This window comes from Lysobacter sp. Soil_C_59 (assembly GCF_057656415.1).
Map to the genome: position 1 here is coordinate 53,686 of NZ_JBDGKK010000001.1, position 16,308 is coordinate 69,993.

The following is a 16,308-nucleotide window of genomic DNA, read 5'->3' on the forward strand; positions in this document are numbered from 1 at the left end:
GTCGCTGGGTCCCCGCCTTCGCGGGGATGACGGGCAAGGGCAACGTCCATGGGTTCCCGCCTTCGCGGGAATGACGAACAACAGCCGAAGACCGGGCAATGAAATGCCGGAGCGGCGTTCGACGGGCCGGGGATTGCGCAGCAGTGGGCCATGGATGGCCCACGCCCCGCCTCCGGACAGGATGTCCGGCGAAGGGGCGGAGCAATCCCCGGCCCGGCGGACGACGCCACTCCGCAGACTCAACACGCAACGCGCGGCACACACGGCACACGGCACACGGCACATGGCACATGGCACATGGCCAAGGGCCACGGCCCACGGCATGCAACAGGCAACACGCAAGCCCGGAAAAAGCGCGGCCGCCCGAGGGCGGCCGCGAAACAAACTGTCAGCAGCGGGTGCTTACCAGTTGTACTGGACCATGAAGCGAACCGCGCGCGGCGCCTGGTAGACCGTCGGGGTCAGGTAGGTGATGCCCACCAGCGGGTTGCCCGTGGTGTCTTCGCCCGACTCGTCCACCGCCAGCGCCTTCTGGCGGTTAAACACGTTGAACACGTCCATCTTCAGGGCCAGGCGACCCTCGGCGAACGACGGACGATAGGACACGTTCAGATCGAGGTTGAAGATGTCGTCGGTGCGACCCGCCGAACCGCGACGCACGATCGTGGTGCCGTTGCTGCCAGTGTCCGGATCGACCGGGCCGGCGTCGCACGAGAAGTAGCTGTTGAGGTAACCAACCGGGTCATCCCCGTACACACCGAAGCAGTTGATCGGACGACCGCTCTGGTAGAGGAAGTTCGCGCCCGTCGACCACTGGTCGTTGAACTCGTAGTTTCCGAACAGCTTCAACGTGTGGCGACGATCGTTGGGCAGGTAGCCATCGGCGCCGACCATCAGCTCCGGATAGTCGAAGTCCTGGGTAACGCCGGTGTCGTCCTGGCCGATGTCCGACTTCACGCCGCCTTCGGCGTTGCCCTTGTTCTTCGACCAGGTGTAGGAACCCTGCAGGAAGAACTTGTCGGTGATCTGGCCTTCGGCGAAGAACTCCACCGCGGTGTAGGTGCGCTTGGACTTCGGACCGAGCTTGTCGGCCGGGATCATCACATGCTCCAGCGTGCCGTCGGCGTCGATGTCGATGTCGACATCCAGGTCGCGGCCCGGGTTGTAGATGTGGCAGTAGGCGAAGGCCGGGTTGTACGAGTCGATCGCGTAGCCGTTGTCGTCGGCCCACTGCTCGAACACGCGGTAGTCGCACTGGTCGTCGATCGAACGCTTCAGGTCGCGGTAGATCGCGCGCACGCCGCCGGAGAAGTTGTCGGTGATCGCCTTCTGGAAGCCGAGGATGTACTCGTCCTGGTACTGCGGATCGAGGTTCTTCGAAGCGATCGTGCGCGGATCCTTGCCGATGCCGAACTCGTTGTTGAGGTAGCTCAGCGCGCTCGACTCGGTCAGGCCGGTGGGCACACCGGTGACCGGATCGACACCGGTGTAATCGAAGTACTGCTGGCTGTACAGCGACGGGCTAGAACCGCGCACGGCCACGTTCGCCGCGATCGGCAGCGCGTAGCGGCCGGCGTTACCGAAGATCTTCAGCGTCGAGTCGCCGTTGACGTCCCACGAGAAGCCAAGGCGCGGGCCGAACTGGTTGTCCTGCTTGACGTAGGTCTGGCCTTCGCCGTTCTTGTTCTCGAAGCTGTCCCAGCGCAGGCCGATGTAGGCGTTGAAGCTGTCGGTGATGCTCCAGGTGTCTTCGATGTAGAACGCCTCGGAATCGACCTCGACATCCGCGCCGGTCTGGAACACTCGGCGACGGACCTGGTCACGGCCCTGGCGGACCACGTAACGCCATGCCACGCCGCCTTCGCTGGCCTCGCCGTCGCGCGACTTGAACGTGTCGCTGTCGTAACCGGCGCGCAGCAGGTGCGAACCGAGCTGCCATTCGGCGTCGATGCGGAACTGGTCGCGCTCGTCCTTTGCGTCGGTCAGGCCGAGGTTCTGGCCGAGGAAGCTGCAGGAACTGGTGATGGCCGGGATGAGGCCGGCTACCGCGTCCGGACGGCCATCGCTGACCACCGGGCAACCGGTGGCACCAATGATCCCGGCGGCATTGTCCGGGCTGACCACGCCGTCATAGACCAGGCGCTCGCCGGCGGCGTTGATGCCGTAATTGCTGCGCTTGTATTCACCGGTGCCGTACAGGGCGCTGAGCGTGAAGCTGTCGGTCAGGTAGCCGGTGTACTTCATGACGTAGTTGTTGCCGCCGGTCTCGTCATGGACCGTGCCCAGGTAGTTCTGGCGCTGGCTGATGCCCTGCGGGTTGGAGAACACGTCACGCTCGGTTTCGCGCTTGTCGGAGAAGCCGGTGAACTCGAGCAGGTTGGCGTCGTTGATGTTCCAGTCGAGCTTGACCAGCCAGTTCGGGTTCTTGGCGGTCTCGCTGTCGTTGAGCACGCTGAGGTTGTCGCCGTAGCTGCGCGAACCGCTCTCGCGGCCGTACTGCAACAGGGCGTAACCGAACAGCGTGTCCTTGACCAGCGCGCCGCTGGCCCACACCGAAGCGATGGTCTCGGTCGGATCCTTGTCCCTGGAGTTGTCGGAGATCAGCTGGCCATCGGGCGAGTAGATGTCGCGCTCGGTGGCACGCAGGCTGCTGGCGGTATAGAAGATGTTGCCGCCGGCATGGAACTCGTTGGTGCCGCGCTTGGTGACCAGGTTGACCACGCCGCCGAGGGCGCGACCGAACTCGGCGCCGTAGCCGCCGGTCTTGATCTGCTGTTCGCCGATCGCTTCGAACGGGATGTTGGCGAAGTTCAGTCCCTTGAACGAGTTGGTGATGTTGAAGCCGTTGACGAAGTACGCGTTCTCGGCCACCGAGGCGCCGCCGAACGAGGCGAGGTTTCCGAACGCGGCATCGCCTTTGACCGTGCCAGGGGCAAGCAGCGCCACGCTGGTCACGTCGCGCGGCACGGGGATCTTGGCGATCTGCTCGGCGGTGAGGATGGTGGTCGACTCCACCGACGAGACGTCGATCGGATTGACCAGTGCGGCGGTGACCTGGATCGCTTCCAGGTCGGTGGCGCCACCTGCCGGTGCCGCGCCGAAGTTGACCGAGGTACCGGTACCGACGTTGACGGTCACGTTCTCGCGGACCGAGCTGGTGCCGTCGGCGCGCTGCAGGGTGATGCGATAGCTGCCGGTCGGCAGAGCCGATGCGCGGTACTGGCCGTCGCTGCCGACGGAAATGCTGCGCTTGAAGCCGGTTGCCGGATTCTCAACCAGCACCGTATCGCCTGCGCCCGCCTGGCCGAACACGGCACCTGCGGTATTGGATTGCGCCTGCACGTTCGATGCGAAACACAGGCCAAGCGCCACCGTCAGCGCGCTGCGTCGCAGCGCACGATTCATTGTTGTTCTCGACACTTCTTCCTCTCCCAAAGTCAGTGAGTGCCCTTCTCCCGAGGGCGACCCGACTATGACTTTCGTCATGAACGGCATTCAACGTGTCAAGTGCCGTTTCGTGAACATTTCAATACAGCCGATGGATCGCGAAAAATCCGCGAGCCGATTCGGCAAACACGCGGCCCTTGCACACCCCGATCAACGCGTGATTGGCGCGTGATTTCCGCGAAGACTCGTCTTCCGACTGCGGCGTGGCATCGTCCGCCGGGCCGGCACTTCATTGCCAGGTCTTCAATAGCAACCCGTCATCCCCGCGAATGCAGGGACCGAGCGTCGTTGTCCTTCAGCCCGTCATTCCCGCGAATGCGGGAATCCATGGACGTTGCTTCAAGCTTCTGGAACCACCACGCGCTACCGCGGGCGTCCGTGACCAAACTCGCAACCGAGCGAGGGCACGGACACCGCCCTGTATCGCCACAGCCCGAGTCCGACCCGATCAGCCGTGTCACGCGGCCAGCGCACCGACCCGACACGCGAAGGTCGATGAAACAACCGCAGCTTCCAAAAGGAGGGGGTGGGGTGTATTTCGCGAACAGTAAACGGAGCGAAGCGGAGGTTCGCGGAATACACCCCACCTCCTCCCCCACTGACCCACGCACGCAAACAAAAACCCCGGCATGGCCGGGGTTCTTGTCCAACGCATTTCGCTACTGATCAGGCTGCGACGGTCTCCGCCACCTGGCGGTAATCCTCGATCTGGTCGAAGTTCATGTAGCGGTAGATCTCGGCGCCCTTGGCGTTGATCACGCCGATGTCCGCCATGTACTCCTCGCGGGTCGGGATGCGGCCCAGGCGCGAGCAGATCGCCGCCAGTTCCGCCGAACCCAGGTACACGTTGGTATTGCGGCCCAGGCGGTTGGGGAAGTTGCGGGTGCTGGTCGAGAACACCGTCGCGCCCTCGCGCGCCTGCGCCTGGTTGCCCATGCACAGCGAGCAGCCCGGCATTTCCATGCGCGCGCCGGCGGTGCCGAAGGTGCCGTAGTGGCCTTCCTTGGTCAGCTCGGACGCATCCATCTTGGTCGGCGGCGCGACCCACAGGCGGGTCGGGATGTCGCGCTTGCCTTCCAGCAGCTTGGCGGCGGCACGGAAGTGGCCGATGTTGGTCATGCACGAACCGATGAAGACCTCGTCGATGACCGCGCCGGCGACATCGGACAGCGTCTTCACGTCGTCCGGGTCGTTCGGGCAGGCCACGATCGGCTCGACGATCTGGTCGAGGTCGATGTCGATGACGGCGGCGTAGTCGGCGTCGGCATCGCCTTCCAGCAGCTGCGGGTTGGCCAGCCAGGCTTCCATCGCCTTGATGCGGCGCGCCAGCGAGCGCGGGTCGGCATAACCCTCGGCAATCATCCACTTCAGCAGCGTGATGTTGCTGGTGAGGTATTCGATGATCGGTTCCTTGTCGAGCTTGACCGTGCAGCCGGCCGCCGAACGCTCGGCCGAGGCGTCGGAAAGCTCGAATGCCTGCTCGACCTTGAGCTGCGGCAGGCCCTCGATCTCGAGGATGCGGCCGGAGAAGATGTTCTTCTTGCCCTGCTTGGCAACCGTCAGCATGCCCTGCTTGATTGCGGCCAGCGGGATCGCGTTGACGAGGTCACGCAGGGTCACGCCTGGCTGCATGGTGCCCTTGAAGCGCACCAGCACCGACTCGGGCATGTCCAGCGGCATCACGCCGGTGGCCGCGGCGAACGCAACCAGGCCGGAGCCTGCCGGGAACGAGATGCCCACCGGGAAGCGGGTGTGGCTGTCGCCGCCGGTGCCGACGGTGTCGGGCAGCAGCATGCGGTTGAGCCAGGAGTGGATCACGCCGTCGCCCGGACGCAGGGCGATGCCGCCGCGGTTGCTGATAAAGGCCGGCAGCTCGTGGTGGGTCTTGACGTCGACCGGCTTCGGGTACGCGGCGGTGTGGCAGAACGACTGCATCACCAGGTCGGCCGAGAAGCCCAGGCAGGCCAGATCCTTGAGCTCGTCGCGGGTCATCGGGCCGGTGGTGTCCTGCGAACCCACCGAGGTCATCTTCGGCTCGCAGTACGTGCCCGGGCGGATGCCGGTGCCGTCGGTCAAACCGCAGGCGCGGCCGACCATCTTCTGCGCCAGCGAGTAACCCTTGCCACTGTCGACCGGGTTGGACGGCAGGCGGAACAGGGTCGACGGCGCCAGGCCCAGCGCTTCACGCGCCTTCGCGGTCAGGCCGCGGCCGACGATCAGCGGGATGCGGCCGCCAGCGCGGACTTCGTCGAACAGCACGTCGGACTTCACCGAGAACTCGGCGATGACCTGGCCATCCTTGAGCGCCTTGCCTTCGTACGGACGCAGCTCGACCACGTCGCCCATGTTCATCTGCGACACGTCCAGCTCGATCGGCAGCGCGCCGGCGTCTTCCATCGTGTTGTAGAAGATCGGGGCGATCTTGCTGCCCAGGCAGACACCACCGAAACGCTTGTTCGGGATGAAGGGGATGTCCTCGCCGGTGAACCACAGCACCGAGTTGGTGGCCGACTTGCGCGAGGAACCGGTGCCGACGACGTCGCCGACGTAGGCGACCAGGTGGCCCTTGTCCTTCAGCGACTCGATGAACTTGACCGGGCCGCGCTTGCCGTCTTCTTCCGGCTCGATGCCGTCGCGGCGGTTCTTCAGCATCGCCAGGGCGTGCAGCGGGATGTCCGGGCGCGTGGTGGCATCGGGCGCCGGCGACAGGTCGTCGGTGTTGGTCTCGCCGGTCACCTTGAAAACGGTGATGGTCAGGCTGGCCGGAACTTCAGGACGGCTGGTGAACCATTCGGCGTCGGCCCAGCTCTGCAGCACGGCCTTGGCGTTGGCGTTGCCGGCCTCGGCCTTTTCCTGCACGTCGTGGAAGGCGTCGAACATCAGCAACGTCTTCTTAAGCGCTTCGGCGGCGATGACGCCGACCTGGGCGTCGTCGAGCAGGTCGACCAGCGGATGGATGTTGTAGCCGCCCAGCATGGTGCCGAGCAGTTCGGTAGCGCGCTCGCGGCTGATCAGCGCGTTGACTTCGGTACCGAAGGCCACTGCGGCCAGGTACGAGGCCTTGACCTTGGCAGCGTCGTCGACGCCTGCCGGCACGCGATTGGTGATCAGATCGATAAGGAAATTCCGTTCAGCGGCAGCACCCTCGCCCGCCGGCGGGTTCTTCAGCAGCTCGATGACGTCAGCGGTCTGCTGGGGGGTCAGCGGCAGCGGCGGGATGCCCAGCGCGGCGCGCTCGGCAACGTGGTGGCGGTAGGCTTCCAACATGGTTCTCTCCATAAAAACTGCGGCGTTGTGCTTGATTCGGTCAGACGAACTTGATGCCCCTACAAGGCTTTGGGCACGATGATCTTCAGACCCTTGAAGTAATCGCGGAAAAACCCGGCGTCGCGCGTGATCAGGCCGGCGCACTGCAGCAGTGCATGGGCGCCGACGATGAAGTCCGGTACGGTGCGCGGGGAAATCTGGGCGCCCTGCCCCGCGGCCCGACGCTGGTTGAAGCGGCGCTGCATTTCGCCGGCGCGGATGGCCGAACGGCGTTCGACGGGGAGGTAACGCATCCCCATTTCCTCGACCACGTCCATGATGTCGGTGCCATGGCCCAGTCCGGCGGTGATCTCGCTGACCACCACGTCGCACAGAACGACCGGCCCTTGCGCCAGGGCGTCGCGGACGCATTGTTCGGCGGCATCGGCCATGCTCGCGTCTTCGCCGAGCAGGTCGATCAGCACGGACGTGTCGATTGCGATGGTGTTGCCGGCGGGCGTCATGGCGTCAGACGTCCACCGGATCGCCCGGTGCGCGTCCGCGCAGCTCGCGCATGATGTCGTCGGTGGTCACGCCTTCCGGCAATTTGAAGCGGCCCCGGGCGCGCGAGATGGCGTCGTCCACGTTCTTGCGCAGGATGATGCGACCGCCTTCGAGCTCCACCTTGAGGTGGGTTCCCTTGGTGAGGCCCAGCGCATCGCGCACGGCCTTGGGCAGGGTGATCTGGCCTCGTTCGGCAACGATGGCTTCCATGGCGCACCTCCTCGGACGGACGGAACAGGTATGCATGAATGATACATACCTTCCCGCCCATACTCAATCGGACGGGACCGCACGGGCGCACAATGGGCCACGTATTCAGGTTCCGGACCATCGTCCGGTAGCCTTAACGCGAGCAGCGGATAATCGACCGGTCTCCCAGCCACATTCAGCCACAGCACGCAGCACGCCAGGAGCTTCCCCCATGTCCCATGACTCCTTCTCCACCCGCCGCCAGCTTGTCGTCAATGGCCGGACCCTCACCTACAACAGCCTGCCGGCGCTGGGTGAGAAGTTCGACATCCGCAAGCTGCCCTACTCGATGAAGATCCTGCTGGAGAACCTGTTGCGCCATGAAGACGGCGGCATCACGGTCGGCAAGGAGCACATCGAGGCGGTGGCGCGCTGGGACGCCAGCAAGGAACCCGACACAGAGATCGCCTTCATGCCCGCGCGAGTGGTGCTGCAGGACTTCACCGGCGTTCCCTGCGTGGTCGACCTGGCGGCGATGCGCGATGCGGTCAGCAAGCTCGGCGGCAACGCCGGCCAGATCAATCCGCTGATTCCCTCGGAACTGGTCATCGACCATTCGGTGCAGGTCGACGTGTTCGGTCGCGCCGACGCGCTGGACCTCAACGGCAAGATCGAGTTCGAGCGCAACATGGAGCGTTACAGCTTCCTGCGCTGGGGCCAGAAGGCCTTCCACAACTTCAAGGTGGTGCCCCCCAACACGGGCATCGTCCACCAGGTGAACCTGGAGAACCTGGCGCGCGTGGTGGTCGAACGCGAAGTCGATGGCGAGCTGCTGGCTTTCCCCGACACCGTCTTCGGCACCGACAGCCACACCACGATGATCAACGGCATCGGCGTGCTCGGCTGGGGCGTGGGCGGCATCGAGGCCGAGGCGGCGATGCTCGGCCAGCCCTCGTCGATGCTTATTCCGCAGGTGGTCGGCTTCAAGCTCACCGGCAAGCTGCCCGAGGGCACGACTGCCACCGACCTGGTGCTCACCGTCACCCAGATGCTGCGCAAGCTCGGCGTGGTCGGCAAGTTCGTCGAGTTCTTCGGCGAAGGCCTGCCGCACCTGCCACTGGCCGACCGCGCCACCATCGCCAACATGGCACCGGAGTACGGCGCGACCTGCGGAATCTTCCCGATCGATGCCGAGTCGCTGACCTACCTGCGCCTGTCCGGACGCAGCGACGAGCAGGTTGCACTGGTCGAGGCCTACGCCAGGGCACAGGGCCTGTGGCACGAGCCGGGCCAGGCCGAAGCCAACTACTCGGCCACGCTCGAACTCAACCTCGCCGACGTCAAACCGTCGCTGGCCGGCCCCAAGCGTCCGCAGGACCGGGTGCTGCTGAGCGACATGAAGTCCAACTTCACCGAGAACCTCGGCGACCTCACCGCCCACCGCGTCAACGGCAGCGTGCGGCGCATGGATGCCGAAGGCGGTCACCAGCCGCAGGCCGAGCACCTTGCGGCGCGGCCAAAATCGAAGATCCACATCCAGGACCAGGATGCGGAACTGAGCGATGGCTCGGTCGTGATCGCTGCCATCACCTCCTGCACCAATACTTCCAACCCCGCCGTCATGCTCGGCGCCGGCCTGCTCGCGCGCAACGCGGCAAAACTCGGCCTCAAGGCCAAGCCGTGGGTCAAGACCTCGCTCGGACCGGGCTCGCTGGTGGTCACCGATTACCTGAAGAAGGCCGGCGTGCTCGACGACCTGGAGAAGCTCGGCTTCTTCGTCGTCGGCTACGGCTGCACCACCTGCATCGGCAACTCCGGCCCGCTGCCGGATGAGGTGTCGCGCGGAATCGCCGAGAACGATCTCGCCGTCGCCTCGGTGCTCTCGGGCAATCGCAACTTCGAAGGCCGCGTCCACCCCGAAGTGAAGATGAACTACCTCGCCTCGCCGCCGCTGGTGGTGGCCTACGCCATCGCCGGCACGGTCGACATCGACCTGACCCGCGAACCGGTTGGTCATACGCCCGACGGCCGCGCCGTGCACCTGCGCGACATCTGGCCGAGCAACAAGGAGATCGGCGACGTCATCGCCGCCACGGTCGGGCCGGAGCTGTTCGCGCAGAACTACGCCGACGTGTTCAAGGGCGATTCGCGCTGGAACCAGATCGCCTCGCCGGAAGGCGAGTCGTTTGCCTGGGACGCTGCGTCGACCTACATCAAGAACCCGCCCTATTTCGACGGCATGAGCATGGCCGTGGGCACGATCAACGACGTCCACGGCGCACGCATCATGGGCCTGTTCGGCGACTCGATCACCACCGACCACATCTCGCCGGCGGGCAACATCAAGAAGGATTCGCCGGCGGGCCGCTTCCTGGTCTCGCGCGGCGTGCAGCCGGCCGACTTCAACAGCTACGGCAGCCGCCGCGGCAACGACGACGTCATGGTCCGCGGCACCTTCGCCAACATCCGCATCAAGAACCAGATGCTTGGCGGTGAGGAAGGCGGAAACACGCTGTACTTCGCCAAGGGCGGTGCGGCTCCGGAAAAGATGTCGATCTACGATGCGGCGATGAAGTACAAGGCCGACGGCGTGCCGCTGGTGGTGATGGCCGGCAAGGAATACGGCACCGGCTCTTCGCGCGACTGGGCAGCCAAGGGCACCAACCTGCTCGGGGTCAAGGCGGTGATCGCTGAAAGCTTCGAGCGCATCCACCGCTCCAACCTGGTCGGCATGGGCGTGTTGCCGCTGCAGTTCAAGGATGGCGAGAACGCGCGCACGCATGGCCTGGACGGCTCGGAGGAGATCAGCGTCACCGGCATCGACGATGGCCGCGCCCGCACCGCAACCGTAACCGCGCGGCGCCCTGACGGCAGCGAGAAGCGCTTCGAAGTGCGCGTGCTGTTGCTGACGCCGAAGGAAGTCGAGTACTTCCGCCACGGCGGCATCCTGCATTACGTGCTGCGGCAGCTGGCGGCGAAGAAGCCGGCGTAAGAGCGCCGACAACCCATGGGCCCGTCATCCCCGCGGAGGCGGGGATCCAGGGACGTTGCTACTCGCCGCCAAGGCGAACGTCCATGGATTCCCGCCTTCGCGGGAATGACGGACGTTTGCGATGCGCGACGTGATTGTCGTAGCTACAGCTTCGGCACCCACGCCGCACTGGTCAGCCGCCACTCCCCGCCCACTTCGCGCCAGCCGGTCTCCACCTCATAGAGTTGCGCAGCATCGGGCAGCACTTCGCCCGAACCACCCGTCAACGCCGCCGTGAATCGCGCCGTTGCATGGCCGGGCTGAAGCTGCACCGACACCGGCCCGAGCTTCACACCGATCTGGCGATGACGCAGGAACATCAGCCGCGCGATCCTGCCCGCGCCTTCGCGGTCGAGTGCATCGGGGCCGATGAAATCCTCGGCAAGCACCGCGTCCAGAGCCGAGGCATCGCGTTGCTCGATGCCCTGCTGCAACGACTCCACTGACTGACGAAGGCGTTGCTCCGGCGGCGTGCGGCTGCAACCGGACGCCAACACGACCACGAGCATCAGTGTCACGCTGCACCGCACAAACCAGTTTGTGGTCCCCATCCCCTGCCCCATGCCGATTGCCCACGCTGTCGTCGTGGCCATGCTGCCACGCCGATACGGCCGCCGTCGCCGCATCGGCACGCGCCTTGCCAGCCTTGGGGGCCTATGCTCCAATCGGTGGAAGCACCGTACGGCGGCGCATTCGCAACACGCGTCGCCGAAGGCTATCAACTGCGATTGGAGAGGGGATCGCGCGATGAGTTTTGAACGTCCTTGGCTTGCACAGTATCCGCAGGGGGTTGCGGCCGAGATCGATGTGGACGAATTCCCGTCCGTCGTCGCCGTGCTGGAAAACGCGATCGAGAAGTATCGCGATCGCCCGGCCTTCGCCAACCTCGGCAAGACCCTCACCTATGCCGAAATCGACCAGCTCAGCGCGCAGTTCGCGGCGTACCTGCTGGGCGAACTGAAGCTCAAGAAGGGCGATCGCGTCGCGATCATGATGCCCAACTGCCTGCAGTACCCGATCGCCACGTTCGGCGTGTTGCGTGCCGGCCTGACGGTGGTCAACACCAACCCGATGTACACCGCGCGCGAGCTGCGCCACCAGCTGGTCGACTCCGGCGCCAACGTGATCCTGGTGCTCGACAACTTCGCCCACACCGTCCAGGAAGTGATTGCCGACACGCAGGTCAAACAGGTAATCACCACCGGCCTGGGCGACATGCTCGGCCTCAAGGGCGCGGTGGTGAACTTCGTCCTGAAGTACGTCAAGAAGATGGTCCCGGACTACAACCTGCCCGGCGCGATCCGCTTCCGTGACGCACTGGCGCTGGGCCAGCGCCACACCCTGGCCGAGGTGGAAATTTCGCCACAGGACATCGCCTTCCTGCAGTACACCGGCGGCACCACCGGCGTTGCCAAGGGCGCGATGCTGACCCATCGCAACCTGGTCGCCAACATGCAGCAGGCGGCGATGTGGGTGGGCACCGGCGTCAAGTACGGCGAGGAAGTGATCATCACCGCGCTGCCGCTGTACCACATCTTCGCGTTGACGGCGAACGGCCTGGTCTTCATGAAGTTCGGCGGCCTGAACTACATGATCACCAACCCGCGCGACATGAAGGGCTTCGTCAAGGAGCTCAAGAGCGTGCCGTTCACCGCCATCACCGGCGTCAACACGCTGTTCAACGGCCTGCTCAACACGCCCGGCTTCGACCAGGTCGACTTCTCCAGGCTGCACCTGACCCTGGGCGGCGGCATGGCCGTGCAGCGCTCTGTCGCCGAGCGCTGGAAGCAGGTGACCGGCGTGACCCTAGTCGAGGCCTACGGCCTGACCGAGACCTCGCCGGCGGCCTGCATCAACCCGATGGACCTGAAGGACTACAACGGCTCGATCGGCCTGCCGATCTCGTCCACCGACGCCTGCGTCAAGGACGAGAACGGCGTGACGCTGCCGATGGGCGAAGTCGGCGAGCTGTGCATCAAGGGCCCGCAGGTCATGAAGGGCTACTGGCGCCGCCCGGAGGACACCGCCGCGGTGATCGATGCCGACGGCTGGCTGCACACCGGCGACATGGCGCGCATGGACGAGAACGGCTTCTTCTTCATCGTCGACCGCAAGAAGGACATGATCCTGGTCTCGGGCTTCAACGTGTACCCCAACGAGGTCGAGGACGTGATCGCGATGATGCCGGGGGTGCTGGAAGTGGCCGCCGTCGGTGTCCCGGACGAAAAGTCCGGCGAGGCGGTCAAGGTCGTCATCGTCAAGAAGGACCCGACCCTCACCGCCGAGCAGGTCAAGGCCCACGCCCGCGAGCACCTGACCGGCTACAAGCACCCGCGTTTCGTCGAGTTCCGGACCGAGCTGCCAAAGACCAATGTCGGCAAGATCCTGCGCCGCGAGCTGCGTGACAGCCCGGCCGCAAGCCCCGCCGCCCACTGATCCTGGCCGGGTTCCGGCCCGGCCAGCACCCGCCCCAGACGCCCGCAAGGCCCCACGGCCTTGCGGGCGTCTGCTTTTGTAGGCATAGAATCGAGCGGTCGGACGCACCCCCTTGATTCGCAATGCCGTCCCGAACAGCGCGACCGGCCGGACGGTTTTAATCCACGGAGGATTCGCAATGTCAGCTGTCTACCCGTTCCACCGCACTGCCACCGGCCGCAACCTGCGCGTCGTCGAAGAGACCGACCGCGGCGTTTACTGGTGCCACATGCACGCGGACGCCGTCCCGGGCCGTCGCGCCTGCTTCTCGATGGACCTGGTCGACGACATCATCCAGTACCAGCGCGGCCTGGCCGATCGCTTTCGCGCCGCCAAGGGCAGCACCCTGCCGCACGTGGTCCTGGCCTCCGACGCTGATGCCTTCAACCTTGGCGGCGACCTGGATCTGTTCTGCCGCCTGATCCGTGCCGGCGACCGCGACGGCCTGCTGACCTACGCCCGCCAGTGCGTGCGCGGCGTGCATGCCTTCCACGACGGACTCGGCGCCGGTGCGCACAGCATCGCCCTGCTCCAGGGTGACGCGCTGGGCGGAGGCTTCGAAGCGGCCCTGAGCTGCCACACCATCGTCGCCGAAGAAGATGTGCTGATGGGCCTGCCGGAAGTGCTGTTCGACCTGTTCCCGGGCATGGGCGCCTACTCGTTCCTGTGCAAGCGCGTCACTCCGCACGTGGCCGAGAAGCTGATGCTGGAAGGCAACATGTTCAGCAGCCAGGAAATGCACAAGATGGGCCTGGTCGACGTGCTGGTCCCGCGCGGTGAAGGCGTGGCGGCAGTCGAGGACGTGATCCGCGCCAACCGCCGCATCCCGCACGCACGCGCCGCGATGCACCAGGTGCGCCAGATGACCCAGGCAGTGACCCTGGACGAGATGATGCGCATTACCGAAGTCTGGGTGGACACCGCGCTGCAACTGGGCGACAAGTCGCTGCGCACGATGGACCGCCTGGTGCGGGCGCAGGAGCGACGTGCCGCGAACGGAGCTGCGTAAGCGGCAAGCAATGGCAAGGCAATGATTGACGGGGGAAACGCAGGAGCATCAGGCAGGTTCGCACCCGCCTGACAGGAAGTATCCGAAGCAATACCCGCAAGAGCCAAAGGGGAACCAGCGCCCGCAGGAGGGGAAATCCGGCGGGCCGGACCCTTTTCCGCCTGACCGTTTAGCGCTCGCCTTCTCCGCGGGAGGCCCGCTGCCGTTCGCGCGCGTCCAGCGCCGCCCTGCCCTGCGCCATGCGTTCGCCCAAGCCGTTGAGCCGGGCCTGCCATTCGCGCGCCAGCTGCCAGTCGGGCAGCCGCATGATCTCGCCGGAGACCGCGGCCAGCTTGTTCAGGCCCAGGTTGCTGGCCACGCCCTTGAGGGCGTGTGCCTGCTCGCGGGCATGGTCCCAGTCGGCCTGCTCGCCGGCCTGGCGCAACTCGACCATGCAGCCATCGGCGTCGCGCAGGCATTGGGCGATGAACTCGCGCTCGAAGCCCGCGCCCATGCCGAGTGCACCCAGTTCGTCCAGCACCGAGCTGTCGAAGGTGCCGTCGCCCGTGGGCAGCTCGCTGCGCAGCGCAACCAGCGGCGCGCCGATCCGGATGTTGGCCGCGATTTCGGCAAGCGTGTCGAGCAGCCGCACCGTCGACACCGGCTTGGCCAGGAACGCGCGCGCGCCGGCCTGCTCGCAGGCGCGGATCGACTCGGGCGTGACGTCGGCGCTGAGGATCAGCACCGGCGTGCGGCGCCCGCCGCCGGCTTCCATGACCCGCAACTGGCGCAGCAGGTCCAGGCCGCTGACGTCGGGCATGTGCAGATCGGCGATGACCGCATCGTAATCGGAGCCGGAAAGCGCATCGAGCGCATCGCCGCCGCCATCGACGCAGGTGACGCGATGGCCGGCTTTCTGCAGCAGACGCTGCAGCACCATCCGGTTGGCGACGTGATCGTCGGCGACCAGGATGCCGAGGCTGCGCACGCGGGCGCGGTGGCGCAGGAACGGATCGGAGAAGGCAATGACGTTGGGTGAGTTGCCACCCTCGGCGTCGGCCACCGCGTCGCCATCCAGCGCGACCGCACCGGCCGTGGTCGCTTCGTCGACGACACGCTCGAACGGCAGCTCCACCCAGAAGCGGCTGCCGCGCTGCTCGACGCTCTCGAAGCCGATGCTGCCGCCCATCGCCTCGGTCAGGCCCTTGGCAATCGTGGTGCCCAGTCCGGTGCCGCCATAGCGTCGGGCGAGGCTGACATCGGCCTGCTCGAAGGCCTCGAACAGGCGCTGGCGCATCGCCAGCGGCACGCCGATGCCGGTGTCGGTGACGGCAAAGCGCAGGCGCACCTTTGCCGAGCCCTGGTCGACGACGGTCACGTCGAGGCGGACCGAGCCCTTGTCGGTGAACTTGATCGCATTGCCGGCCAGGTTGATCAGCACCTGGCGCAGATGGACGACATCGCCGCACAGGCTGCCGGGCACGTCGGCGGCGATCACCGCCTCGTAGCGCAGTTCCTTGGCGCGAGCCTGCGGCTGCAGGATCAGGCCGATGCTGTCGACCAGTTCCTGCGGAATGAACTCGACCAGGTCCAGCTTGACCTTGCCGGCCTCGATCGCGGAAATGTCGAGCACGTCCTCGACCAGAGCCAGCAGGCTGCGCGTTGACGCCTGGATGGTGCTCAGGCACTCGCGCTGCTCGGCATCCAGGCGCGTGGTCGCCAGCAGCTCGGACATGCCGGCCAGGCCATTGAGCGGCGTGCGGAACTCGTGGCTCATGTTGGCCAGGAAGCGGCTCTTGGCCTCGTTGGCCTTGCGCGCGTCGTCGACCGCACGGGTCAGTGCGTTGAGCAGCGAATCGAAGTACAGCGGCACCGCGCCCAGGCCGAGCAGCAGGCCCCAGGCCAGGTACGGATTGTTGCGCCAGTACGGCGACAGCAGGATCACCGCCAGGAACGAGGCGCTGGCCAGCGCCGTGGCGATGCGCAGGTAACGGCTGCCATAGCGCATGCCGTTGCCGATCGTCACCCACAGGTACACGGCATACAGCGGCGCGGCGGGCTCGCCCTGGATGCACATGATCGCGCCCATCGCCGAGTAGTCGGTGAGCATGCCGATCCAGCGCCGCACGTGCGACACACCCGGTTCCAGCAGGATCGCAGCCAACAGGCCCAGCGCCACCAGCAGCTCGCCGAGCAGGATCATCCACGTCAGCGGCAGCGTGTTGTCGGCACCGTCCAGGTGCAGGAAACGCCAGCCCAGATACGTTGAGAACAGCGCCGTGATGACGATGCGGACCAGGTCCTGGGCGTGTTCGCTGTCGGGCCGGGTGGCCAGGCGCGTCTTCAGCTTGTTCAGGACCGAAACCAT

At 65.9% G+C, this 16,308-nt stretch carries 9 protein-coding genes; 3 read left to right on the top strand and 6 right to left on the bottom strand.

Annotated elements, in window-relative coordinates; genetic code table 11:
- Positions 1 to 402: 402 nt before the first annotated feature.
- The 4 genes from AC3A3Q_RS00240 to AC3A3Q_RS00255 all read right to left on the bottom strand — a co-directional run bounded on the left by AC3A3Q_RS00240 (position 403) and on the right by AC3A3Q_RS00255 (position 7,467).
- Complete coding sequence (locus AC3A3Q_RS00240; RefSeq protein ID WP_487584360.1) at positions 403 to 3,405, bottom strand: TonB-dependent receptor; 3,003 nt, start codon at positions 3,403 to 3,405, stop codon at positions 403 to 405.
- 708 nt (positions 3,406 to 4,113) lie between these two features.
- Positions 4,114 to 6,714, bottom strand: coding sequence for a bifunctional aconitate hydratase 2/2-methylisocitrate dehydratase (acnB, locus tag AC3A3Q_RS00245; protein WP_487584361.1), 2,601 nt, complete (start codon positions 6,712 to 6,714; stop codon positions 4,114 to 4,116).
- Positions 6,715 to 6,773: 59 nt separating this feature from the next.
- Positions 6,774 to 7,217, bottom strand: a complete 444-nt coding sequence (locus tag AC3A3Q_RS00250; RefSeq protein WP_487584362.1) for a type II toxin-antitoxin system VapC family toxin — start codon at positions 7,215 to 7,217, stop codon at positions 6,774 to 6,776.
- 4 nt (positions 7,218 to 7,221) lie between these two features.
- On the bottom strand, positions 7,222 to 7,467 hold the full coding sequence (locus tag AC3A3Q_RS00255; protein WP_158730873.1) for an AbrB/MazE/SpoVT family DNA-binding domain-containing protein: 246 nt from the start codon (positions 7,465 to 7,467) through the stop codon (positions 7,222 to 7,224).
- Between the two features lie 211 nt (positions 7,468 to 7,678).
- On the opposite strand from AC3A3Q_RS00255, the gene acnA reads away from it, so the two are divergent.
- Positions 7,679 to 10,438 carry an aconitate hydratase AcnA gene (gene acnA, locus AC3A3Q_RS00260; protein WP_487584363.1) on the top strand — a complete coding sequence of 920 codons (2,760 nt, stop codon included), beginning with the start codon at positions 7,679 to 7,681 and terminating at the stop codon, positions 10,436 to 10,438.
- Between the two features lie 143 nt (positions 10,439 to 10,581).
- On the opposite strand, the gene AC3A3Q_RS00265 is transcribed toward acnA, so the two are convergent.
- On the bottom strand, positions 10,582 to 11,070 hold the full coding sequence (locus AC3A3Q_RS00265) for a nuclear transport factor 2 family protein (protein WP_487584364.1): 489 nt from the start codon (positions 11,068 to 11,070) through the stop codon (positions 10,582 to 10,584).
- A 154-nt stretch (positions 11,071 to 11,224) separates the two neighbouring features.
- On the opposite strand from AC3A3Q_RS00265, the gene AC3A3Q_RS00270 reads away from it, so the two are divergent.
- Together AC3A3Q_RS00270 and AC3A3Q_RS00275 are read left to right on the top strand one after the other, a co-directional pair.
- On the top strand, positions 11,225 to 12,913 hold the full coding sequence (locus tag AC3A3Q_RS00270) for a long-chain fatty acid--CoA ligase (RefSeq protein WP_487584365.1): 1,689 nt from the start codon (positions 11,225 to 11,227) through the stop codon (positions 12,911 to 12,913).
- A 178-nt stretch (positions 12,914 to 13,091) separates the two neighbouring features.
- On the top strand, positions 13,092 to 13,961 hold the full coding sequence (locus AC3A3Q_RS00275) for a crotonase/enoyl-CoA hydratase family protein (protein WP_200605137.1): 870 nt from the start codon (positions 13,092 to 13,094) through the stop codon (positions 13,959 to 13,961).
- Positions 13,962 to 14,130: 169 nt separating this feature from the next.
- Here the strand turns inward: AC3A3Q_RS00275 and AC3A3Q_RS00280 are convergent, their stop codons facing one another.
- Positions 14,131 to 16,308 carry an ATP-binding protein gene (locus AC3A3Q_RS00280; protein ID WP_487584366.1) on the bottom strand — a complete coding sequence of 726 codons (2,178 nt, stop codon included), beginning with the start codon at positions 16,306 to 16,308 and terminating at the stop codon, positions 14,131 to 14,133.